General features: G+C 45.4%; 19 protein-coding genes. 18 read left to right on the top strand and 1 reads right to left on the bottom strand.

Going from position 1 to position 23,119, the window contains the following annotated elements:
- The first annotated feature begins 178 nt into the window (after positions 1-178).
- The 14 genes from SSIN_RS09890 to SSIN_RS09830 all read left to right on the top strand — a co-directional run bounded on the left by SSIN_RS09890 (position 179) and on the right by SSIN_RS09830 (position 17,687).
- On the top strand, positions 179-2,308 hold the full coding sequence (locus SSIN_RS09890; protein ID WP_037618574.1) for an AAA family ATPase: 2,130 nt from the start codon (positions 179-181) through the stop codon (positions 2,306-2,308).
- A gap of 141 nt (positions 2,309-2,449) precedes the next feature.
- Positions 2,450-2,695, top strand: coding sequence for a hypothetical protein (locus tag SSIN_RS09885; RefSeq protein ID WP_037618571.1), 246 nt, complete (start codon positions 2,450-2,452; stop codon positions 2,693-2,695).
- Between the two features lie 278 nt (positions 2,696-2,973).
- On the top strand, positions 2,974-3,099 hold the full coding sequence (locus SSIN_RS11050) for a hypothetical protein (protein WP_280513280.1): 126 nt from the start codon (positions 2,974-2,976) through the stop codon (positions 3,097-3,099).
- 131 nt (positions 3,100-3,230) lie between these two features.
- Positions 3,231-5,207: a transketolase gene (tkt, locus tag SSIN_RS09880; protein WP_037618569.1), complete on the top strand. Its 1,977-nt coding sequence runs from the start codon at positions 3,231-3,233 to the stop codon at positions 5,205-5,207.
- Between the two features lie 119 nt (positions 5,208-5,326).
- A complete protein-coding gene (gene yajC, locus SSIN_RS09875; protein WP_037618567.1) occupies positions 5,327-5,662 on the top strand; it encodes a preprotein translocase subunit YajC in 336 nt (111 codons plus the stop codon).
- A 219-nt stretch (positions 5,663-5,881) separates the two neighbouring features.
- The gene (locus SSIN_RS09870) at positions 5,882-6,631 is read left to right on the top strand and encodes an undecaprenyl pyrophosphate synthase (RefSeq protein WP_037618565.1); all 750 of its coding nucleotides are present in this window, start codon (positions 5,882-5,884) and stop codon (positions 6,629-6,631) included.
- A 14-nt stretch (positions 6,632-6,645) separates the two neighbouring features.
- A complete protein-coding gene (locus tag SSIN_RS09865; protein WP_037618563.1) occupies positions 6,646-7,449 on the top strand; it encodes a phosphatidate cytidylyltransferase in 804 nt (267 codons plus the stop codon).
- 349 nt (positions 7,450-7,798) lie between these two features.
- Positions 7,799-9,055, top strand: coding sequence for an RIP metalloprotease RseP (gene rseP / locus SSIN_RS09860; protein WP_037618561.1), 1,257 nt, complete (start codon positions 7,799-7,801; stop codon positions 9,053-9,055).
- A 45-nt stretch (positions 9,056-9,100) separates the two neighbouring features.
- Complete coding sequence (locus SSIN_RS09855; RefSeq protein WP_037618559.1) at positions 9,101-10,951, top strand: proline--tRNA ligase; 1,851 nt, start codon at positions 9,101-9,103, stop codon at positions 10,949-10,951.
- A 90-nt stretch (positions 10,952-11,041) separates the two neighbouring features.
- Positions 11,042-11,422 carry a PH domain-containing protein gene (locus tag SSIN_RS09850; protein ID WP_037618588.1) on the top strand — a complete coding sequence of 127 codons (381 nt, stop codon included), beginning with the start codon at positions 11,042-11,044 and terminating at the stop codon, positions 11,420-11,422.
- A 117-nt stretch (positions 11,423-11,539) separates the two neighbouring features.
- Entirely contained in the window at positions 11,540-15,928 is a 4,389-nt protein-coding gene (locus tag SSIN_RS09845) for a PolC-type DNA polymerase III (RefSeq protein ID WP_037618557.1), read from the top strand.
- A gap of 19 nt (positions 15,929-15,947) precedes the next feature.
- Complete coding sequence (locus SSIN_RS10765) at positions 15,948-16,100, top strand: hypothetical protein (protein WP_037618556.1); 153 nt, start codon at positions 15,948-15,950, stop codon at positions 16,098-16,100.
- A gap of 21 nt (positions 16,101-16,121) precedes the next feature.
- Positions 16,122-17,363 carry an aminopeptidase gene (locus SSIN_RS09835; protein WP_037618554.1) on the top strand — a complete coding sequence of 414 codons (1,242 nt, stop codon included), beginning with the start codon at positions 16,122-16,124 and terminating at the stop codon, positions 17,361-17,363.
- Positions 17,364-17,456: 93 nt separating this feature from the next.
- On the top strand, positions 17,457-17,687 hold the full coding sequence (locus SSIN_RS09830; protein ID WP_037618552.1) for a GlsB/YeaQ/YmgE family stress response membrane protein: 231 nt from the start codon (positions 17,457-17,459) through the stop codon (positions 17,685-17,687).
- A gap of 68 nt (positions 17,688-17,755) precedes the next feature.
- On the opposite strand, the gene def is transcribed toward SSIN_RS09830, so the two are convergent.
- A complete protein-coding gene (gene def / locus SSIN_RS09825; protein ID WP_037618550.1) occupies positions 17,756-18,388 on the bottom strand; it encodes a peptide deformylase in 633 nt (210 codons plus the stop codon).
- Between the two features lie 196 nt (positions 18,389-18,584).
- On the opposite strand from def, the gene SSIN_RS09820 reads away from it, so the two are divergent.
- The 4 genes from SSIN_RS09820 to SSIN_RS09805 all read left to right on the top strand — a co-directional run bounded on the left by SSIN_RS09820 (position 18,585) and on the right by SSIN_RS09805 (position 23,043).
- On the top strand, positions 18,585-19,736 hold the full coding sequence (locus tag SSIN_RS09820; RefSeq protein WP_037618548.1) for an MFS transporter: 1,152 nt from the start codon (positions 18,585-18,587) through the stop codon (positions 19,734-19,736).
- 9 nt (positions 19,737-19,745) lie between these two features.
- Positions 19,746-20,474: a pseudouridine synthase gene (locus SSIN_RS09815; RefSeq protein ID WP_037618545.1), complete on the top strand. Its 729-nt coding sequence runs from the start codon at positions 19,746-19,748 to the stop codon at positions 20,472-20,474.
- A gap of 113 nt (positions 20,475-20,587) precedes the next feature.
- Positions 20,588-21,082 (top strand): DUF536 domain-containing protein, encoded by a 495-nt coding sequence (locus SSIN_RS09810; RefSeq protein ID WP_037618543.1) that lies wholly within the window; start codon positions 20,588-20,590, stop codon positions 21,080-21,082.
- Positions 21,083-21,288: 206 nt separating this feature from the next.
- Positions 21,289-23,043 (top strand): glycerophosphoryl diester phosphodiesterase membrane domain-containing protein, encoded by a 1,755-nt coding sequence (locus tag SSIN_RS09805; protein ID WP_037618540.1) that lies wholly within the window; start codon positions 21,289-21,291, stop codon positions 23,041-23,043.
- The last annotated feature ends 76 nt before the right edge of the window (positions 23,044-23,119 follow it).

Genomic DNA, 23,119 nt, shown 5'->3' with positions numbered 1-23,119 from the left:
AAAAGTAGAGACTGACTCAGTCTTGATTTTTGGAAATCGAATAAGTTATGTAAAGTAATAGATAGGAGAAGATCTCCCAAATGAATATTTATAGTAGATAAGGAAAAGATTTCTTATCTGAAATTTCAGTAAAAATAAAAATTATGTAAAGAAAAATATTAAAAAGTGAGGCAATGCTATGAACAACAACTACAACAATTTTAACAATATGGACGACCTTTTCAATCAACTCATGGGGCGCATGGGTGGCTACAACAGTGAAAATCGTCGTTATTTAATCAATGGTCGAGAGGTAACGCCGGAAGAGTTTGCTCAGTACCGTGCTACTGGCAAGCTCCCCAGTCAAGGAGCAGGTGAGCAGACTAGCCAGACTGCTGCTCAGGGACCTAAGCAGGATGGTATTCTGGCTAAGCTAGGTCGCAATCTGACTCAGGAAGCTCGTGATGGTAAGTTAGATCCAGTCATTGGACGCAATAAGGAAATCCAAGAAACTGCTGAAATCCTTTCCCGCCGGACTAAGAATAATCCTGTATTGGTAGGAGATGCCGGAGTTGGTAAGACAGCTGTCGTAGAAGGATTGGCTCAGGCTATCGTCAATGGTGATGTGCCAGCGGCCATCAAGAACAAGGAAATTATATCTGTTGATATTTCTGGTCTGGAAGCTGGTACTCAATATCGTGGTAGCTTTGAAGAAAATATCCAAAACTTAGTCAATGAAGTCAAGGAAGCCGGCAACATTATTCTCTTCTTTGACGAAATCCATCAAATTCTGGGTGCAGGCAGCACTGGAGGAGACAGTGGCTCTAAGGGACTGGCGGATATTCTCAAACCAGCTCTTTCGCGTGGTGAACTGACTGTCATCGGGGCTACTACTCAGGACGAGTACCGTAATACCATTCTCAAAAATGCAGCTCTGGCTCGCCGGTTCAATGAAGTCAAGGTCAATGCACCGTCTGCCGAAGATACCTATCAGATCCTTCGAGGCATTCGGGACTTATACGAAAAGCACCACAATGTCATCCTGCCGGATGAAGTGCTGAAAGCGGCTGTAGATTATTCTGTTCAGTATATTCCACAACGGAGTCTGCCAGACAAGGCGATTGACCTGGTCGATGTGACTGCTGCCCACTTAGCAGCCCAGCATCCAGTGACCGATGTGCACACGGTTGAGCGGGAAATCGCAGAGCAAAAAGACAAGCAGGAAGCGGCTGTTGAGAAAGAAGATTATGAAGCGGCTCTGAATGCCAAGACCCGCATTGAAGAGCTGGAAAAGAAAATTCAAAACCACACCGAGGATATGAAGGTGACTGCTACGGTCAACGATGTAGCAGAGTCTGTTGAGCGGATGACGGGAGTGCCGGTATCTCAGATGGGTGCCAGCGACATTGAGCGCCTCAAGGGCATGAATGACCGTCTCAAAGCCAAGGTTATTGGTCAAGACAAGGCTGTAGCAGCTGTGGCTAGGGCTATCCGCCGAAACCGTGCGGGCTTTGATGAAGGCAACCGTCCAATCGGAAGCTTCCTCTTTGTTGGTCCAACAGGTGTCGGCAAGACTGAGCTGGCTAAGCAACTGGCTCTGGATATGTTCGGTACCAAGGAAGCCATTATCCGTCTGGATATGTCAGAATACTCCGACCGGACTGCCGTTTCCAAGCTGATTGGTACCACTGCAGGCTATGTCGGCTATGATGATAACAGCAATACCTTGACCGAGCGTGTGCGCCGCAATCCTTACTCTATCATCCTCTTGGATGAGATTGAAAAGGCGGATCCACAGGTGATTACCCTCCTCCTTCAAGTTCTGGATGACGGTCGTTTGACAGATGGTCAAGGGAATACAGTCAACTTCAAGAACACGGTCATCATTGCGACTTCCAATGCTGGCTTTGGTTATGAAGCAGGCTTGGAAGAGGATGCAGAAAAGCCTGATTTGATGGATCGACTCAAACCTTACTTCCGTCCAGAGTTCCTCAATCGTTTCAATGCGGTTATTGAGTTCTCTCATCTCAAGAAAGAAGATTTGATGGAAATTGTTAATCTCATGCTAATTGAAGTCAATCAAACTCTCAGCAAGAAAGAAATTGATTTGGCTGTATCTGATGCAGCTAAGGAATTCCTGCGCGATGCTGGTTATGACCAAGTCATGGGTGTTCGTCCGCTCCGTCGTGTCATCGAGCAGCAAATTCGTGACAAGGTGACCGACTTCCACTTGGATAATCTAGATGCTAAGCACTTGACTGCCGATTTGGAAGATGGTGTTCTGGTTATTCGTGAAAAATCAGCAACAGATGGTACTGAAAAAGCTTAAAAATTTTCTGAAATAAAATCCAGTTGATTTTCAGCTGGATTTTTCTACTTTTTTATGCAAAATAAGCATTTATATATATAAATATAGTAGAAAAGGTGTATAATAGTTTAGAAGAGATTAATTTTAGGAAAGGATTTAAGGATGAAAAGATTGGATATTACATCAATGTCTGATTATAAAAAGGTAGAAGCAGTCGTTCAGTTGCTAATCAATGGTACTTTGACCAGTTACCGTGTTGCTACCGATGCAAATGTCAGCAAAATGAGCATCTTGACTTTAGCTAAAGGCACTAGCAAGATTAAGAATATCACTTATCAAACAGCGCTTGCTTTAATTGAATGGTATGAAGAAAACCATGAAAAGTATGGGATTACAATAAAGAATTAGGCAGAATATTTGAATGCTAGAAGAGAGTCTGGGACAAAGTCTAACCTTAAATATAAAAAGCGAACAAAACGAGTTATCTGACACTCAGAATTCGGTCTTGTTCGCTTTTTTTGTCTAATATATCAATTTTAAAAATTTATAATAAAGAATTCCTGAAATCAAAATCTTTTTGTCCCAGCCTCTTTTATTTACCTTGTCTCTGAATCAGGGTCAATTCTAATAGGTATAATATTGTTATTAGTTTTGTGTTTTCCTGCGGATTGAAAATGAGTAAGAAAATGAGAAAAGATTTTTATGTCGTCGGACGCAGCGATCTCTTTGCTCTGACGGATAAAATTGAAGATTTCTGGGCCATCACGGTCAAGGATTATCAGGACATGACTGGCAAAAAGCTGGAAGACTGATGGTTTGGGGAGAAAAGCGCTTCCGTTATTGCTAGAAAGACAAAATTATACTATAATAGTAGGTGTAGAATAGAAAAAGAAGGTGATTGCGCTTGCTGAGTAAGCGCTCTTATTTTCGAAAGGAGAACTCAATGTCACAATTATCAGTTAATGCCATTCGCTTTTTAGGGATTGACGCAATTGAAAAGTCTAAGTCAGGTCACCCTGGTGTAGTCATGGGTGCTGCGCCGATGGCTTATGACTTGTTTACTAAGCAACTGCGTATCAATCCAGAAGAGCCAAACTGGATTAACCGCGACCGCTTCGTTCTGTCTGCAGGACACGGCTCTATGTTGCTCTACGCATTACTTCATCTTTCTGGTTTTAAGGATGTTAGCATAGAAGAAATCAAGAACTTCCGCCAATGGGGTTCTAAGACACCAGGTCACCCAGAGTTTGGCCACACAGCTGGTGTCGATGCGACGACTGGTCCGTTGGGACAAGGGATTTCCACAGCTACTGGATTTGCTCAGGCAGAGCGTTTCTTAGCTGCTAAGTACAACCGTGATGGCTATCCGATTTTTGACCATTATACCTATGTCATCTGTGGCGACGGCGACTTGATGGAAGGGGTTTCATCTGAAGCGGCTTCCTATGCTGGTTTGCAAAAGCTGGATAAGCTGGTTGTTCTCTATGATTCAAATGATATCAACTTGGATGGAGAGACTAAGGACTCCTTTACAGAAAATGTCCGTGCTCGCTATGACGCTTACGGCTGGCACACTGCTTTGGTGGAAGACGGAACAGACCTTGCAGCGATTGATGCAGCTATCAATACAGCTAAAGCTTCTGGTAAACCATCTTTGATTGAAGTCAAGACTATTATCGGTCATGGCGCGCCAAACAAGCAAGGTACGAATGCTGTTCACGGTGCACCTCTGGGAGCAGAAGAAGCGGCAGCTACTCGTCAAGCCTTGGGTTGGGACTATGCACCATTTGAGATTCCTGAGGAAGTCTATGCAGACTACCGTACAAATGTAGCGGAGCGCGGTGCAGCAGCTTATGATGCATGGAAGCAGCTAGTAGAGGACTACAAGCAAGCCCATCCAGAATTAGCTGAAGAAGTAGCAGCTATCATTGCTGGTCAGGATCCAGTAGAAATCAAACCAGAAGATTTCCCAGTGCTTGAAAATGGCTTCTCTCAAGCGACCCGTAATTCTAGTCAGGATGCCCTCAATGCAGCAGCTAAGGTCCTTCCAACTTTCCTCGGCGGTTCTGCTGACCTGGCTCATTCCAATATGACCTATATCGAGGAAGATGGCCTGCAGGACGACGCTCACCGTCTTAACCGCAACATCCAATTTGGTGTGCGCGAGTTTGCTATGGGAACAATTCTCAACGGTATGGCGCTTCATGGTGGTCTTCGCGTTTACGGTGGTACCTTCTTCGTCTTCTCAGACTATGTTAAGGCAGCTGTCCGTTTGTCTGCCCTGCAAGGTTTGCCAGTGACGTATGTCTTCACTCACGACTCAATTGCAGTTGGTGAAGATGGACCGACTCACGAGCCGATTGAGCATTTGGCTGGTCTGCGTGCTATTCCAAACCTGACTGTCCTTCGCCCAGCAGATGCGCGTGAAACTCAGGCAGCTTGGTATCTGGCCCTTAAGAGCCAGTCCACTCCGACTGCTTTGGTCTTGACTCGTCAGAATCTGACAGTTGAAGAAGGCACAGACTTTGACAAGGTAGCTAAAGGAGCTTATGTGGTCTACGAAACAGGAGCAGATTTCGATACTATCTTGTTGGCTTCTGGTTCTGAGGTTAATTTGGCTGTCGCAGCTGCTAAAGCACTTGCAGCAGAAGGCGCTAAAATCCGTGTGGTCAGCGTGCCGTCAACAGAGTTGTTTGACGCTCAAGATGCAGCCTACAAGGAAGAAATTTTGCCAAATGCAGTTCGTCGCCGCGTAGCGATCGAGATGGCAGCTAGCCAGCCTTGGTACAAGTATGTTGGTCTGGACGGTGCAGTTATCGGAATTGACCAGTTCGGTGCATCTGCTCCAGCAGGCAAGGTTCTGGAAGAATACGGCTTTACGGTTGAGCATGTAGCAGAAGTTGTTAAAAATCTTAAATAAAAAGACATAAAATCAGGGTGCAAGTCATCCTGATTTTTTTGGAAATCATTTTCCTACCTTGCCAAAATGGCCAAAATCTGCTATAGTAGTTACGATATGAATTCCAAAGGAGAAGAGAAATGAATCCAACAATGTTGATTGTTATGGTTGTGGTGATGGTGGGAATGATGTATTTCCAAGTACGGACACAGAAAAAGCAAGCTGAAAAACGTATGGAAAGCCTTAATAAACTGCAAAAAGGCTATGAAGTCATTACAATTGGTGGTCTTTATGGGACTATTGACGAAGTCGATTCAGAGCGTAAGACAGTTGTCTTGGATGTAGACGGTGTTTACCTGACATTTGAATTGACAGCTATTAAGACTGTTCTGCCACTGACAGAAGGCATTCCAGCTGCCGCAGGAGTAGAGGGTGATGTTGCTGTTTCTGAAGAAGATTCTGCAATTGAAGAATAATACTGATCATAGAACAGCCATATGGCTGTTTTTTCTTTTATAGGCATTTGTAAGCTTATATTTCACAACATTATACTTGCAAAATACTATTGAAACTTGTTCGTGGGCACTGCTATCTTTTCATTATCAGATCTGACAGACGAAAAATCAGCTCTCCTGCCCACATTTAGAGGATTTATGATATAATGAAATGATAAAACTTTAAATAGGATAAAAAATATGTTTAGTTTTAAGAAAAAAGAAAAGTCAGATGAAGATTTGACTGTTCCCAAGCATATAGGGATTATCATGGACGGCAATGGTCGTTGGGCCAAAAAGCGCATGCAGCCACGTATTTTTGGACACAAGGCAGGCATGGAAGCCCTGCAAGCGGTGACGATTGCAGCCAAGGAGATGGGCGTGCAGGTTTTGACTGTCTATGCCTTTTCAACGGAAAACTGGACGCGACCAGAAAAAGAAGTGTCTTTCATTATGAATTTGCCGGTTGAGTTTTATGATCGCTATGTGCCAGAACTGCACAGAAACAATGTGAAAATTCAAATGATTGGCGACACGAAGCGACTTCCTAAATCTACCTTTGAGGCCTTGGAGAAGGCTGAGGAGCTGACTCGCTTGAATACGGGGCTGATTCTAAACTTCGCTTTAAACTACGGTGGCCGAGCTGAAATCAATCAAGCGGTCCAGAAGCTTGCCCAAGATGTTTTAGACGCTAAAGTCCAACCAGCGGATATTACAGAGGAAATGATTGGAGATTATCTCTATACCAGCAGTCTGCCAGCAAGTTTGCGGGATCCCGACTTGGTGATTCGTACGAGTGGTGAGCTGCGGCTCAGTAATTTCCTTCCTTGGCAGACAGCGTACAGTGAGCTTTATTTTACAGATATCCTTTGGCCGGATTTTGATGAAAATGCCCTGAAGGATGCGATTGTAGAGTATAATCGCCGCAATCGACGATTTGGCGGTGTGTAAGGGAGTAAGAAAAGATGAGTAAGGATTTACAAAAACGTCTTATTTTTGGAGGAATTGCCTTAGCAATTTTTATTCCTCTGGTGATGATGGGAGGAGTTGCCTTCCAGATTGGTGTTGGACTTTTGGCTATGTTGGCAGTGCATGAGCTGCTTCAGATGAAGGGGCTTCCGACAGCGACGCTGGAGGGGGGACTGGCCATGTTGGCAGCTTTTGTTTTGACCCTGCCACTTGAGAACTACCTGAAATTTTTACCCGTGGATGGTAATGTCGTAGCTTATGGCTTGATTGTCTTTGTCTTGCTGGGAGCGACTGTTTTGGGCTCTTCCTATAACTTTGAAGATGCAGCTTATCCGATTGCTTCTAGCTTTTATGTCGGGCTAGGTTTTAATGCTTTGATCGATGCCCGTTTGGTGAATGTGGATAAGGTTTTACTGGCCCTCTTTATCGTTTGGGCGACAGACAGTGGAGCTTATTTGGTCGGTACCCGCTACGGTCGCCGGAAATTGCTGCCAAAGGTGTCGCCAAATAAAACAGTCGAAGGCAGTTTGGGCGGTATCGCTTCAGCAGTGGTGGTTTCTGCGATTTTTATGATTGTTCGCCCGCAGGTTGCTACCCCTCATAGCTTTTTGACCATCCTGCTGTTGACCGTTATTTTCAGTATCGCTGGTCAATTTGGGGATTTGGTAGAAAGTGCCATCAAGCGTCATTTTGGCGTGAAAGATTCAGGCAAGTTTATTCCTGGGCACGGTGGTGTTTTGGACCGCTTTGACAGTTTGCTCTTTGTCTTTCCAATCATGCACTTCTTTGGCTTGTTCTAAAATAGCGAGCAAGAGAATTTGGGAAACAGATGCTAGTGCAAATAGCACCAATACGCAAGGCTGATAGATCTTAAGGTGCGAGAGCTTTCGGCTAAGCGGGGGCAGGAAGTTTGGCTCAGCTCAAAAGCTTAGCTGCTTTCTGCTCCTTCTTTGCTTTCATGGTGTCTGCCTGTTGCTTGCTCTTGGAGCGGTGTTGAACTGCTGTGTTATAATCGTTCAGTTGATTCTAAGTGCACGTTGCTTTACGCCACTACCGCTTACGGTCTATCCGTTTCACATTTTCCGATGATAGGTTAAAAGTAAACGGAATAACTCTGATAAACATAGGAAGGATAAAATAAATTACAGAATGCAGATTATAACCTTTATCATTATTTTTGGCATTATTGTGGTTGTCCATGAATTTGGACATTTCTACTTTGCCAAAAAATCAGGAATTCTAGTTCGAGAGTTTGCTATTGGGATGGGGCCGAAAATCTTTGCTCATATTGGCAAGGACGGAACAGCCTACACGATTCGGATTCTGCCGTTAGGTGGCTATGTCCGCATGGCTGGCTGGGGCGAGGATTCGACAGAAATCAAAACGGGTATGCCGGCTAGTCTGACCCTGAACGCAGACGGAAAGGTCGTGCGAATTAATCTGTCCGGCAAGAAAATTGATCAGACAGCTCTGCCCATGAATGTGACCGGCTTTGATTTTGAAGAAAAGCTGGAGATTACAGGGCTGGTCTTGGATGAGCCCAAGACTTATTCTGTTGACCACGATGCGACCATTGTTGAGGAAGACGGAACGGAAGTTCGGATTGCTCCGCTGGATGTCCAGTATCAAAATGCGACTATTTGGGGGCGTCTCATCACCAATTTTGCAGGCCCCATGAACAATTTCATTTTGAGTATTCTAGTTTTCATGTTCTTGGCCTTTCTCCAAGGCGGTGTCCAAGATGAAAACAGCAATCATTTTCAGGTGCTGGAAGGTGGCGCCGTTGCAAAGGCAGGGGTGAAAAGCAATGACCAGATTCTGAAAGTCAACAATTATGAGATTGCAAACTGGGGTGACCTGACCGATGCAGTGTCAGAAGCGACGAAAGATAAGGCAGATGCACCAAAACTGACCATCACTTATAAGAGTGGTGGCAAAATCCAGAAAGTGGACATTGAACCCAAAAAAGAGGGTGATCGCTATCTATTGGGCGTTTCGCCTGCTATCAAGACTGGTTTTTGGGACAAGGTGATCGGAGGCTTTACCGCTACTTGGACGACTACAGGTCGGATTTTGACGGCTTTGAAAGATTTGATTTTTAATTTTAATTTAAATAAATTAGGTGGCCCAGTTGCTATTTATAATGTCAGCAGTCAGGCAGCTCAGCAGGGCTTGCCGGCTATTCTGAGTCTCTTAGCCATGCTATCCCTTAATATCGGGATCTTTAATCTAATTCCGATTCCAGCCTTGGACGGTGGAAAAATTGTCCTCAATATCCTTGAGGCTATCCGTCGCAAACCCTTGAAACGGGAAACAGAAAGCTATGTTACCCTTGCAGGGGTAGCTGTCATGGTTGTCCTCATGATTGCTGTGACTTGGAATGATATTATGAAATTGTTCTTCTAACATTTTAAAAGATTGAAAAATATTTTATGAAGGAGTTTTGTTTTTATGAAACAAAGTAAAATGCTAATCCCAACGCTGCGCGAAATGCCAAGCGATGCTCAGGTTATCAGCCATGCCCTTATGTTGCGGGCTGGCTATGTTCGCCAAGTTTCTGCGGGAGTTTACTCTTATCTGCCACTGGCTAACCGTGTCATTGAAAAAGCTAAAAAAATCATGCGGGAAGAGTTTGATAAGATTGGTGCGGTTGAAATGCTGGCGCCTGCCCTACTTAGTGCGGACCTCTGGCGCGAGTCAGGTCGTTATGAAACCTACGGTGAAGACCTCTACAAGCTGAAAAACCGCGAAAAATCAGACTTCATCCTGGGTCCGACACACGAAGAGACTTTCACTTCCATTGTCCGTGATTCTGTTAAGTCTTACAAGCAATTGCCACTCAACCTTTATCAAATCCAACCTAAGTACCGCGATGAAAAGCGTCCGCGTAATGGCCTTCTTCGTACCCGTGAATTTATCATGAAAGACGGCTATAGCTTTCACGCTAACTATGATAGTTTGGATGTAACTTATGATGAGTACAAATCTGCTTATGAGAAAATCTTCACTCGCAGCGAGCTAGATTTCAAAGCCATTATTGGTGACGGTGGCGCTATGGGTGGTAAGGATAGTCAGGAATTTATGGCTATCACGCCTGCTCGTACAGACCTTGACCGTTGGGTCGTTTTGGACAAGTCAGTTGCGTCATTTGATGAGATTCCTGCAGAAGTGCAAGAAGAAATCAAGGCAGAATTGCTTAAATGGATGGTTTCTGGTGAAGACACGATTGCTTACTCTAGCGAGTCTAGCTATGCAGCTAACCTTGAAATGGCGACGAATGCTTATAAACCAAGCCAAAAGGTAGTAGCTGAAGCAGAGTTGGCGCGTGTGGCAACTCCTGACTGCAAGACTATTGACGAGGTGGCGGCTTTCCTACAAATTGATACAGAAGAAACAATCAAGACCTTGGTTTACATGGCTGATGAAAAGCCTGTCGTAGCCCTCCTTGTCGGCAATGACCAACTCAACGAAGTTAAACTGAAAAATCATCTGGGAGCGGACTTCTTTGAAGTCGCTAGTGAAGAGGAAGTTCGTCAGTTCTTGGGCGCAGGCTTTGGCTCACTAGGCCCAGTCAATCTGCCAGAAGATGTGACTATTATCGCAGACCGTAGAGTCCAAGACCTTTCTAATGCTGTGGCAGGGGCTAATGAAGATGGCTACCACCTGACTGGTGTTAATCCAGGCCGTGACTTTAGCCCTGAGTATGAGGATATCCGCGAAGTTCGTGAAGGTGAAGTGTCTCCGGACGGTCAAGGTATCCTCAAGTTTGCCCGTGGGATTGAGATTGGGCATATCTTCAAGCTGGGAACACGCTACTCTGATAGCATGAATGCCAATGTCTTGGATGAAAATGGCCGAGCAGTACCGATGATTATGGGTTGCTACGGTATCGGCGTCAGTCGTCTCCTGTCCGCTGTTATGGAGCAGCATGCCCGTCTCTTTGTCAATAAAACTCCTAAGGGTGAATTCCGCTATGCTTGGGGCATCAACTTCCCTAAAGAGCTGGCACCATTTGATGTGCACCTGATTCCAGTCAATGTCAAGGACGAGGAAGCTCTGGCTCTGACTGATCAAATCGAGGCTAACTTGCTAAATGCTGGTTATGAAGTCTTGGTGGATGATCGCAATGAGCGCGCTGGTGTCAAGTTCAGCGACAGCGATTTGATTGGACTACCAATCCGCGTGACGGTTGGTAAGAAAGCTGCAGAAAGCATTGTCGAAGTCAAGATTAAGGCTACGGGCGATACCATTGAAGTCCATGCGGACAACCTGCTGGAAACTCTGTCTATTTTGACAAAATAAAATCAACTGCCAGTTTTGTCTGGCAGTTTTCTTTTGCTTATTGGTCTTGAAAATGCTATAGTAGGAAAAAATAGATTGGAGGACTAAATGATGGGATTATTCAGTGGTTTATTAGGCAATGCCTCTCAGAAAGATATTGAAAAAACGGAAAGACAATTGGAGGATATTCTGACATCAACAGAGAATGTGGAACTAGCTTTTAGCCTCATTCGCGACTTGATTGTCTTTACAGATAAGCGGTTAATCTTGGTGGATAAGCAGGGAGTGACAGGCAAGAAAACAGCTTATAAGTCTTATCCTTATCGCTCCATTTCTCGCTTTTCAGTGGAAACGGCTGGTCACTTTGATCTAGACGCTGAGCTGAAAATCTGGGTTTCTAGCGCTGAGGAGCCAGCTGAAACTCTGACCTTCCGGAGTGATAAAAGTGTCATTGCTATCCAAAAAGCGCTGGCAGAAGCGGTGCTGAGGTAAAACTCTTGGCTTTCTTGTAATATGAACAAAGAGCGGGCAAGTTTGTCTGACTCTTTTTCTGTCGAAAAAAGTGCTGATTTATGGTAAAATAGGGTCACTACTGTACGAGGAAATGTCATGTCAAACAAGTTTGAAATTTTAATGAATCAGCTGGATATGCCACTGGAAATGAGAAATTCAGAGGCCTTTTTGAATGCAGAAATTGAGAAGGTTCTGGTCCACAAGGTCAGTCGGGTCTGGGAGTTTCATTTTTCTTTTGAGAATATTCTGCCCATTGAGATTTTTCGGGAATTGCAGAAGCGCCTAGCTCAAGAGTTTTCTAAGACGGGCAATCAAGCCGTTTTTGAAATTCACTGTCAGGCTCCTCAGGTATCGGATGAGCTCTTGCAGGCTTATTACCAGCTGGCCTTTGAGGAGGGACCTTGTGCCAGTCATAGTTTTAAGAGTCTTTATCAGGATTTACAGGTTCATTTGGATGGGCACAAGCTGCTGATTGAGGGGGCTTCGACCATTGATACAGAACATTTTCGCAAGAACCACCTGCCTAACCTCAGCCAGCAGCTGGTCAAGTACGGCTTTCCTCATCTGACCTGTCAGGTCCAGCATAGCGATGAGCTGACCCAGCAGCAAGCCGAGAATTTCCAAGCGGAGAATGACAAGATTATTCAGGCGGCTAATGAAGAGGCGCTCAAAGCCATGGAATCTCTCCAGCAGATGGCACCGCCGCCAGAGGAAAAGCCGACCTACGACTTCCAAGCTCGTAAGGCTGCAGCAAAGCCAAATCTAGATAAGGCAGAGATTACCCCTATGATCGAAGTTCAGACTGAGGAAAACCGTCTGGTCTTCGAGGGAATGGTCTTTGATCTAGAGCAGAAGGTCACTCGGACCGGCCGGGTCTTGCTCAATTTCAAGATGACAGACTATACTTCCAGCTTCTCTTTGCAGAAATGGATGAAAAACGAAGAAGAAGCCAAGAAGTTTGACATGATTAAGAAAGGTGCTTGGCTGCGCGTGCGGGGAAATGTGGAGATGAACAACTTCACCCGCGACCTGACCATGAATGTGCAGGATGTGCAGGCCGTTACCCACTATGAGCGCAAGGACTTGATGCCTGAGGGGCAGAAACGAGTCGAGTTTCACGCCCATACCAATATGTCTACTATGGACGCCCTTCCTGAGGTCGAGGAAATCATTGCAACGGCAGCCAAGTGGGGCCACAAGGCTGTCGCCATTACTGACCATGGCAATGTGCAGAGCTTTCCCCATGGCTACAAGGCTGCCAAGAAAGCTGGTATTCAGCTGATTTACGGTATGGAGGCCAATATTGTAGAAGACCGAGTGCCCATCGTCTACAATGAAGTGGACATGGCGCTGAGCGATGCGACCTATGTGGTCTTTGACGTGGAAACAACAGGGCTTTCGGCGGTCTATAATGACTTGATTCAGGTTGCGGCCAGCAAGATGCACAAGGGCAATATCATCGCAGAGTTTGATGAGTTTATCAATCCCGGTCATCCTCTGTCGGCCTTTACGACAGACTTGACCGGGATAACAGATGAGCATGTCCGCAATGCCAAACCACTTGAGCAAGTGCTGAAAGAATTTCAAGAATTTTGCAAGGACAGTGTCCTCGTTGCCCATAATGCCACGTTTGACGTGGGCTTTATGAGTGTCAACTATGAGCGTCATGGCCTGCAAAAAATTACTCAGCCGGTCATTGACACGCTGGAATTTGCCCGCAACCTCTATCCAGAATACAAGCGTCATGGTCTGGGGCCTTTGACCAAGCGTTTCCAGATTGCTCTGGAGCATCATCACATGGCCAACTATGACGCGGAAGCGACGGGCCGCCTCCTCTTTATCTTTATCAAGGATGTGGCTGAAAAGCATGGTGTGACCAATCTCAAGGATCTCAATACGGATCTGGTCGATGAGAATTCCTACAAGAAGGCTCGGGTCAAGCATGCGACCATTTATGTGAAAAATCAGACGGGACTAAAGAATATTTTCAAGTTAGTCAGTCTGTCCAATACCAAGTATTTTGAAGGTGTCCCGCGAATTCCACGGACCGTGCTGGATGCCCATCGTGAAGGCCTGATTCTGGGCTCAGCCTGCTCAGAAGGCGAAGTCTATGATGCTGTTGTCTCTCAGGGGGTGGATGCGGCTGTCGAAGTAGCCAAGTATTATGACTTTATCGAGGTCATGCCGCCAGCTATCTATGAACCGCTGATTGCCAAGGAGCAGATCAAGGACCAGGAAGAACTGCAGACCATTATTCGTAATCTGATTGAGGTCGGAGATCGCTTGGGCAAGCCTGTCCTTGCGACGGGGAACGTCCACTATATTGAGCCGGAAGAAGAAATCTATCGCGAGATTATCGTCCGGAGTCTAGGTCAGGGAGCTATGATTAACCGGACCATTGGTCACGGTGAAAATGCCCAGCCGGCTCCGCTTCCTAAGGCTCACTTCCGAACCACCAATGAAATGCTGGACGAATTTGCCTTCTTGGGGGAGGACTTGGCTAAGAAGTTGGTCATCACCAATCCAAATCAGCTGGCGGAGACCTTTGAGCCGGTAGAGGTGGTCAAGGGCGACCTCTATACGCCTTTCATTGACAAGGCTGAGGAGACAGTTGCCGAGCTGACCTATCAAAAAGCCTTTGAGATTTATGGCAATCCGCTACCAGATATCGTAGACTTGCGGATCGAAAAAGAGCTGACCTCCATCTTGGGGAATGGTTTTGCCGTGATTTATCTGGCATCGCAGATGCTGGTCCAACGCTCCAATGAACGGGGCTATCTGGTAGGCTCACGGGGGTCTGTCGGATCCAGCTTTGTCGCGACCATGATTGGAATTACCGAGGTTAATCCTTTGTCTCCCCACTATGTCTGTGACAAATGCCAATACAGCGAGTTCATCACGGATGGCTCCTATGGTTCTGGCTTTGATATGCCGGATAAGGATTGTCCAAAGTGCGGTCACAAGCTGAGCAAGAACGGTCAGGATATTCCATTTGAGACCTTCCTTGGATTTGACGGGGACAAGGTACCCGATATTGACTTGAACTTCTCTGGAGAGGATCAGCCGAGCGCCCACTTGGACGTGCGGGATATCTTTGGTGCGGAGTATGCCTTTCGGGCTGGTACAGTTGGTACCGTTGCGGCTAAGACGGCTTATGGATTTGTCAAGGGCTACGAGCGCGACTACGGGAAGTTCTACCGGGACGCAGAAGTTGAGCGTCTGGCGCAGGGAGCTGCTGGAGTCAAGCGGACGACTGGACAACACCCGGGTGGAATCGTTGTTATCCCTAACTACATGGATGTTTATGACTTTACACCGGTCCAATATCCAGCTGACGATGTGACAGCCGAGTGGCAGACCACCCACTTTAACTTCCATGATATCGATGAAAATGTCCTCAAGCTAGACGTTCTGGGACACGATGATCCGACCATGATTCGGAAGCTTCAGGACTTATCTGGCATTGATCCAAATGACATTCCTATGGATGATGCTGGTGTCATGGCCCTCTTTTCTGGAACAGACATTTTGGGTGTGACTGAGGAGCAAATCGGCACGCCGACTGGTATGCTAGGAATTCCGGAGTTTGGGACCAATTTTGTACGGGGAATGGTTGATGAGACCCATCCGACGACCTTTGCGGAGCTCTTACAGCTATCTGGTCTCTCTCATGGTACGGACGTTTGGCTAGGTAATGCTCAAGACTTGATCAAGCAAGGGATTGCCGACCTGTCCACCGTTATCGGCTGTCGGGACGACATCATGGTTTACCTCATGCACAAGGGCTTGGATCCTAAGATGGCCTTTACGATCATGGAGCGCGTGCGGAAGGGCCTCTGGCTAAAGATTTCTGAAGAAGAGCGTAACGGCTATATTGCAGCCATGAAGGAAAACAATGTGCCAGAGTGGTACATTGAGTCCTGCGGAAAGATCAAGTACATGTTCCCCAAGGCCCATGCGGCAGCCTACGTTATGATGGCCCTGCGGGTGGCCTACTTCAAGGTGCATCATCCGCTTTATTACTACTGTGCTTACTTCTCTATCCGAGCCAAGGCCTTTGACATCAAGACCATGAGTGGCGGACTTGATGCCGTCAAGCGCCGGATGAGTGAAATCGCTGACAAGCGCAAGAATAACGAGGCCTCCAATGTGGAAATCGACCTTTATACGACTCTGGAAATCGTCAATGAAATGCTGGAGCGGGGCTTCAAGTTCGGGAAGCTGGATCTTTATAAGAGCCATGCGACCGAATTTCTCATCGAAGGAGATACCCTTATCCCTCCTTTCTCTGCTATGGACGGTCTGGGTGACAACGTTGCCCGCCAAGTGGTTAGAGCGCGGGAAGAAGGCGAATTTCTCTCCAAGACAGAGCTCCGCAAACGCGGCGGCCTCTCTAGTACCCTAGTCGAAAAAATGGACGACATGGGCATTCTAGGTAATATGCCTGAGGATAACCAGTTGAGTCTGTTTGATGAGTTTTTCTAAAATATAGAAAGAGGTTTTTATGAAATTGACCATTTCCGCTCAGGATAAGCCAGCGCAAAAGATTTTTGATTACCAGCTGGACCTAGATCCAGATACGATTTTGAAACTGACCGCCTTGATTTGCGGTACGGTGGCAGCGGTTAGCTTGCTGTCCTTGTTTAAAGAGAAATAACAAAAGAAAAGGAGAAGCAGAATGGTTCTGCCAAATTTTAAAGAAAACTTAGAAAAATATGCTAAACTATTGGTTGCCAATGGTATCAATGTGCAGCCGGGTCACACAGTGGCGCTCAATATTGATGTGGAGCAGCGTGAGCTGGCACACTTGATTGTCAAGGAGGCCTATGCTTTGGGGGCTCACGAAGTCATTGTCCAGTGGGCAGATGATTTGAGTACGCGGGAGAAGTTCCTCCATGCGCCGATGGACCGTCTGGACAATGTCCCTGACTATAAGGTGGCTGAGATGAACTATCTCCTTGAAAAGAAAGCCAGCCGCTTGGGCGTGCGTTCATCTGATCCGGGGGCTTTGAACGGCGTGGACGCTGAGAAATTATCGGCTTCTGCTAAAGCTATGGGACTGGCCATGAAGCCGATGCGGATCGCAACCCAATCCAATAAGGTTAGCTGGACAGTCGCTGCTGCAGCCGGTACAGAGTGGGCTAAGAAGGTCTTCCCAAATGCAGCCAGCGATGAGGAAGCGGTAGATTTGCTCTGGGATCAGATTTTTAAAACCTGCCGTGTCTATGAGGATGATCCAGTTGCAGCTTGGAAGGCCCATGAAGAAAAGCTTGGTTCAAAAGCTAAGATCTTGAATGAGGAGCAATTCACTGCCTTACACTACACAGCACCAGGCACAGACTTGATACTGGGCATGCCTAAGAACCATCACTGGGAGTCTGCTGGCAGTCTTAATGCTCAGGGTGAGTATTTCATCGCCAACATGCCGACAGAAGAGGTCTTCTCAGCACCAGACTTCCGTCGAGCTGATGGCTATGTGACCAGCACCAAGCCTCTCAGCTACAATGGCAACATTATCGAGGGCATCAAGGTGACCTTCAAGGATGGCCAGATTGTGGATATTACTGCTGAAAAGGGCGACCAAGTTATGAAGGATCTTGTCTTTGAAAACGCTGGTGCGCGTGCCTTGGGTGAAGTAGCTCTTGTACCCGATCCAAGCCCGATTTCTCAGTCAGGCATTACTTTCTTTAACACTCTTTTTGATGAAAATGCTTCTAACCACTTGGCTATTGGTGCAGCCTATGCGACTAGTGTAGTCGGCGGAGAGAATTTATCTGAAGAAGAGCTAGAAGCAGCAGGTCTCAACCGCTCGGATGTCCATGTGGACTTTATGATTGGCTCTAACCAGATGGATATTGACGGTATCCGTGAAGACGGCAGCCGTGTGCCAATCTTCCGCAATGGAGACTGGGCAATCTAAGATTTCAAGCTGCTTTAGATGGCACTTTTAATCTGCCAGCTCCCGCCTGCTTCTTGAGAAGTATTGCTAGAAACGTAGAAAGAAGGATCCTATATGATTGGTAGTATGTTTGTTGGCTTTGTTATCGGCCTCATCGCTGGGGCTATCACTAGCCGTGGGGAGCGTATGGGCTGTATCGGAAAAATCCTCTTGGGCTGGTTTGGTTCATGGCTTGGGCAATTGCTTTTTGGCCACTGGGGACCGATGTTAGCGGACACAGCTATCTTTCCATCAGTGCTGGGCGCTGTGATCCTTTTGGCTCTTTTCTGGGATCGAGGCACGTAGAATAGAGGAAAAGAAAATACCTAGACGTAAAGGCGTCTAGGTATTTTTGTTTGATATATGTGAGTTCTTTATTCCAGCACCAACATGCCATCTTGCACTGCAAATGGATCTTTTTCATTAATGCGGTCGTAGAACATAATGCCGTTGGTGTGGTCAATTTCGTGTTGGACCACGATTGAGTTGTAGCCTTTGAGTTTGATACGGTGTTTTTGACCGTCCTTGTCAAAGTAATCCACGGTCACCCGTGCATGACGCACGACATAGCCTGGCACTTCTCGGTCAACGGACAGGCAGCCTTCGCCATCAGCTAGAGCAGCGTCTTGCACAGAGTGGGCAACAACTTTGGGATTGTACATGACTTGAGCCAATGAATAAGCTTCTTTCGGTGGATTGCCTTCCTCGTCTTCTGGATTGGGGACTAAAACAGCGATAATCCGCTTGGAAATATCCAGCTGGGGAGCTGCTAGACCAACACCGCCACGCAAGCCCATCTTTTCAGCCATGACTGGATCCTGAGAATGTTTCAGAAATTGCATCATTTTCTCACCCAGAATGATTTCCTGGTCTGACAGAGGGAAGCGGACTTCCTCGGCCACCGCACGCAGGGTCGGGTTGCCTTCGCGGATAATATCGCTCATATCAATCAAATGAGCTGCTTTGGTTAATTTATCAATAACAGATGTTTTTTCAATAACAGACATGATTCTCTCCTTTTTCTACTCTTCATCATAACACAAATTGAAGAAGAAATAAAGGAAGGTGCTACCTTTTTATTGTGGTCAGTGTAGCGTTAATAGAGACAGGTGGACGGATTTCCGATTTTTTAAGAAAAGATGATTGCGTCTTTTTCTAAAAAACTGTATGATAAAAGGAGTGTGATTTTTAAAGGAAAATAGAATGAAAAAGTTTATGGAAAAAGTGAGTATCCTCTCACTTTCTTTAGTTTTGACTACAGCATTTTCGGTTTCCAGTGCTCAATCAGCTATGTTTGCCTTCTATAAAGACCTGCCAGAGAGCTGGGTGGAATTGCTTGTTTCTCTGCCTTCGGCCGGCATTATGCTGATGCTGCTCTTAAACGGCCGAGTTGAGAAATATTTATCCGAGCGACAGATGATTGTGACGGGGCTCCTGATTTTTTCTCTCTGCGGTTTTGTTCCCCTCTTAAATCAGAATTATTGGGTGATTTTTGCCTCGCGTTTCATCTTTGGTATGGGAGTTGGTCTGCTTAATGCCAAAGCGATTTCAATCATTAGTGAGCGTTATAGAGGTAAGGAACGGATTCAGACTTTGGGTTTGCGCGGTTCGGCAGAAGTTGTTGGAACAGCGTTGTTGACACTGGGGGTCAGCCAGCTGCTTCGCTTTGGCTGGGAAGTCGCTTTCTTGGTCTATGCGTCAGGTCTGATTGTTTTGGCACTCTATTTGCTCTTTGTCCCCTATGGCAAGGAGGAAAAGCAGCACAAGACTCATCAGGCAGGAAGACGTTTGACAGCTTCACAGTGGTTTTTGACAATCGGTCTGGCATTTGTGGCGGCTGTGATCGTTTTGAGCAATGTCGTGATCAATCTGCGCGTGCCTGGAATTGTTGAAAATTCTGGTATGGGAAGTGTTCAGACAGCTGGTCTGATTCTCTCAGCCATGCAGTTAATCGGGATTGTAGCAGGCCTATCTTTTTCACCCCTGCTGCATCATTTTAAGGAAAATTTGCTGACTCTTGCAGGAGCGGTGTTCGGTCTGACTCTTATCATGATTGGTCTTGCACCCAATCTGTTTCTGTTGAGCATGACTACCATTGCTGCCGGCTTTGCCTATAATATCAGTCTGATAGCAATTTTCCATATTCTTTTTGAGAGGATTCCCAGCAAGTCCCTCAATCAAGCAACTTCGATTGCGATTCTGGGCTGCAGTAGCGGAGCCACTTCTACAACCTTCGTGTTGAGTTTGATTGGCAATTTCTCAAGTCAGGCCTCTTTTATCTTCGGTATCTTGGGAGCGCTGATGGTTTTGATAGCAGTGTTGGCCTTTAGTATCGTCAAGAAAACGGCCGTTTAGGAGGAAAAGATGCGTCTGGATAAATTTTTAGTCGAAAGCGGCCTTGGCTCGCGCAGTCAAGTCAAACAACTGTTGAAAAAGCGTCAAGTTTGGGTCAATGGCGCAGTAGTAACATCAGCCAAGACTCAGATTGATGAACAGTCTGACCAGATTATGGTGGATGGTCAGGAATTAAAATATGAAAAATTTGTTTATTACCTTTTAAACAAGCCCAAAGGAGTCATTTCAGCCACGACGGATGACCAGCATCGAACGGTTCTGGATTTGCTTGATGATACTGCCCGTCAAAAGGAAGTCTTCCCTGTTGGGCGACTGGATATAGACACGCATGGACTCCTGCTTCTAACCAATAACGGCCCATTATCGCACGCTATGCTGTCACCCAAGCGTCATGTGCCTAAGCTTTATCAGGCTCAGGTTGCTGGTCTGATGGATCAGGCGGATATTGAGCGTTTTGAGAGCGGCATCGAACTCAAAGACTTTACCTGTCAGCCAGCCCAGCTAAAAATCTTAGAAGCGGATGAAACAACTGAGACCAGTCGGGTGCAGATTACCCTTTCAGAAGGTAAGTTTCACCAGGTGAAGCGCATGGTTTTAGCTTGTGGGAAGGAAGTCACCGACCTCCAGCGCTTATCCATGGGGCCTTTGCAGCTAAATGAAAGTCTAGAGCTAGGTCAATGGCGGCGCTTGACCAAAGAAGAATTACAGAGCTTGGAAATCTTTCAAGTTGAACTATAGGAAATTGGGAAAGTGGAGCAGATTGATCGCTTCACTTTTACTCTATTTGACAGTTAAGCCTTGATATGATAAGATTTAGGTAACTATATCTAGAAAAAGTTTCAGAGGAAATTATGGCAATTGAAAAGACAGTCAGCGAGCTGGCCGAGATCTTAGGAATCAGCCGTCAGGCAATCAATAACCGTGTCAAGGCCTTGCCGCCGGAGGATACAGAAAAAAATGAAAAAGGAGTCACAGTTGTGACTCGCAGTGGCCTGATTAAGTTAGAAGAAATTTACAAAAAGACGATTTTTGAAGACGAGCCGGTCAGTGAAGAAGTCAAGCAGCGCGAGCTGATGGAAATTTTAGTGGATGAGAAAAATGCTGAGATTTTGCGTCTTTATGAACAACTCAAGGCCAAAGATAGCCAGCTGGCTAAAAAAGACGAGCAGCTCCGTATCAAGGATGTGCAGATTGCAGAAAAAGACAAACAGCTGGACCAGCAGCAGCAGCTGACGGCCAAGGCTATGAGTGAGCGTGAAACCCTCCTCTTGGAGCTGGATGAAGCCAAGGAGAAGGTGCAGGAGCAAGAGAGCAAAGGTTTCTTCGCCCGTTTATTTGGAAGATAATAAAGAAAATCTCAGTTGAACAGGCTGAGATTTATTTGTGAAAAAAGGATCAGAATCAAGAGGGAAAAACAGCAAGTATTGATTTGCTGGAGCCATTTTGTGACCGCCAGATTTTTCCTTAACTCAGCCAGGCAGCCCTCCAGACCAAGTATGATGTTGGCTGGTCCAGACTATCTACACTTCTAAAAAATAATAAAGGAAAAGAAATGAAATCACAAAGATTAGGAATTTTAAGACTTTATCGGAACCTTGATAAATTATTGGTGCTCTTCTTTTTGGATTTTATGCTGATGGAATACGCATGGATCCCTTTTAATTCATTTTCAGCTGAGACCTTACTCAAGCAGACAGGTTACCTCTTTTTTTCTTATAATAATGCTCTGGGAGTTTTAACTTCTGATTGGCTGGTTTCTTTAGGATTTGTGGGTCTATTTGTGGCCAATCTTTTAGTAGCTTATTACCAAATTGGCCTTATTTTTATGGGGGTGCGCAATCTTTTAGACAAGCAGGAGCGAAGCATTTTTCAATTTATCAAGCAAACTTTCAAAGATAGTTGGAGTTTGATTAAATATGCTCGTCCCAGTAAGATTCTGTTTATAGCGCTTTATGCAGGATTTCTCTTTCCCTTTTTGCGCCATATCCTAAAGATTTATTATCTTAATAAAATTCTAATTCCGGAGTTTATTGTCACCTATTTGCAGAATACAGTTTGGATGAAGGGTTTGATTTCAGTTCTTGGTATTCTCATATATTTGGCAGCCGTTCGGCTCATGTTTGCTCTGCCTCAGTTATTTTTTGAGCATGTCCCTTTACGAGAGGCCATTCGCTACAGTTTGCAGAAAACCCAAAAACGAGTCCTTTATTATTCTTGGAGTCTCTTTTGGCTGCTCATTAAAAGTTTTTTACTATTTCTTCTCATCACTGTCCCAATTTTAGTGATTCAGCAATATGCCGATAGCCAGTCGAATGCCATCTCTTTTGCCAGTGCCATGGTCAATTATGTTTTGATTAAGCTGGCTTATTACTTCATGTTGGCCTATTTCCTGCTTAAATTTATTGCCTTTTTGACAGATAGTTCTTTCGCGGAATACCAACATAGAAAAGGGTTGCCCCTAATGCGTTGGTTTGTACTGTTGTCCACCAGTGCTGTATTTGCGATTGAAAGCTTTGTCTATTTAAATTTCCCGCTGGAAAACATCCCGCTTACGATTTCTCATCGAGGAGTTTCCCAAGCCAATGGCGTCCAGAATACGGTTGAATCACTAGAAAAAACTGCCCTTCTCAAACCAGATTATATTGAAATGGATGTGCAAGAAACCAAGGATGGTCAATTTGTCATGATGCACGATGCCAATTTGCGCCAGCTGGCTGGTGTCAATGCCAAGCCACAAGAGCTGACTTTGGATGAGCTTACTTCTTTAGACATTTTTGAAAATGGCTATTCAGCAAAAATTTCCAGTTTTGATAGCTATTTGGAGCGAGCCAATCAATTAGGACAAAGGCTTTTGATTGAAATTAAGACCAGTCATTTAGATTCTGAGGATATGATGGAGCGCTTCATGACTCGTTATGGAGCCAAGATTAAAATTTACGGGCATCAGCTCCAGTCCTTAGACTATCGCGTGATTGATAAGGTGCGTAAATATGATGCGTCAATCCCAACCTTTTTCATCCTACCTTATAATACGATTTTCCCAAGGACAAAGGCCTCAGGCTACACCATGGAGTATTCAACCTTAGATGAAAACTTCGTTTTTAAACTTTGGACTTCGGACAAACTCTTGTATGATTGGACGATTAATAGCGAGGATGCAGTGGCCAAGTCCTTCCGGCTAGGAGTTGATGGGATTATCACAGATGATTTAGAACTGGTTCAAAATTCAATCAAAAGACTGAGAGATAATCCAGAGTATGCCATCCTCCTCATGAATAAAGCAGTAGATTTATTTAATTTTACATAAAAAATGCTGATTTTAGCAATCATGCTAGAATATAGCTGATACAATAAAGACAAATGAAGTCACAAAAAAACTCTAA

The organism is Streptococcus sinensis (assembly GCF_000767835.1).
Taxonomy (GTDB): Bacteria; Bacillota; Bacilli; order Lactobacillales; family Streptococcaceae; genus Streptococcus; species Streptococcus sinensis.
Note: the sequence above shows the minus strand (reverse complement) of the source record. Positions and strands in the feature narration are given on the sequence as shown.

Bases quoted from the DNA above. Each gene is read 5' to 3' on its own strand.
- SSIN_RS09885 (WP_037618571.1), top strand. From the start codon at position 2,450: ATGAAAAGATTGGATATTACATCAATGTCTGATTATAAAAAGGTAGAA.
- SSIN_RS09845 (WP_037618557.1), top strand. From the start codon at position 11,540: ATGTCAAACAAGTTTGAAATTTTAATGAATCAGCTGGATATGCCACTG.
- SSIN_RS11050 (WP_280513280.1), top strand. From the start codon at position 2,974: ATGAGAAAAGATTTTTATGTCGTCGGACGCAGCGATCTCTTTGCTCTG.
- SSIN_RS09870 (WP_037618565.1), top strand. From the start codon at position 5,882: ATGTTTAGTTTTAAGAAAAAAGAAAAGTCAGATGAAGATTTGACTGTT.
- rseP (WP_037618561.1), top strand. From the start codon at position 7,799: ATGCAGATTATAACCTTTATCATTATTTTTGGCATTATTGTGGTTGTC.
- SSIN_RS09820 (WP_037618548.1), top strand. From the start codon at position 18,585: ATGAAAAAGTTTATGGAAAAAGTGAGTATCCTCTCACTTTCTTTAGTT.
- SSIN_RS09855 (WP_037618559.1), top strand. From the start codon at position 9,101: ATGAAACAAAGTAAAATGCTAATCCCAACGCTGCGCGAAATGCCAAGC.
- SSIN_RS09805 (WP_037618540.1), top strand. From the start codon at position 21,289: ATGAAATCACAAAGATTAGGAATTTTAAGACTTTATCGGAACCTTGAT.
- SSIN_RS09865 (WP_037618563.1), top strand. From the start codon at position 6,646: ATGAGTAAGGATTTACAAAAACGTCTTATTTTTGGAGGAATTGCCTTA.
- SSIN_RS09835 (WP_037618554.1), top strand. From the start codon at position 16,122: ATGGTTCTGCCAAATTTTAAAGAAAACTTAGAAAAATATGCTAAACTA.
- SSIN_RS09850 (WP_037618588.1), top strand. From the start codon at position 11,042: ATGGGATTATTCAGTGGTTTATTAGGCAATGCCTCTCAGAAAGATATT.
- SSIN_RS09890 (WP_037618574.1), top strand. From the start codon at position 179: ATGAACAACAACTACAACAATTTTAACAATATGGACGACCTTTTCAAT.
- SSIN_RS09815 (WP_037618545.1), top strand. From the start codon at position 19,746: ATGCGTCTGGATAAATTTTTAGTCGAAAGCGGCCTTGGCTCGCGCAGT.
- SSIN_RS09830 (WP_037618552.1), top strand. From the start codon at position 17,457: ATGATTGGTAGTATGTTTGTTGGCTTTGTTATCGGCCTCATCGCTGGG.
- tkt (WP_037618569.1), top strand. From the start codon at position 3,231: ATGTCACAATTATCAGTTAATGCCATTCGCTTTTTAGGGATTGACGCA.
- SSIN_RS09810 (WP_037618543.1), top strand. From the start codon at position 20,588: ATGGCAATTGAAAAGACAGTCAGCGAGCTGGCCGAGATCTTAGGAATC.
- def (WP_037618550.1), bottom strand. From the start codon at position 18,388: ATGTCTGTTATTGAAAAAACATCTGTTATTGATAAATTAACCAAAGCA.
- SSIN_RS10765 (WP_037618556.1), top strand. From the start codon at position 15,948: ATGAAATTGACCATTTCCGCTCAGGATAAGCCAGCGCAAAAGATTTTT.
- yajC (WP_037618567.1), top strand. From the start codon at position 5,327: ATGAATCCAACAATGTTGATTGTTATGGTTGTGGTGATGGTGGGAATG.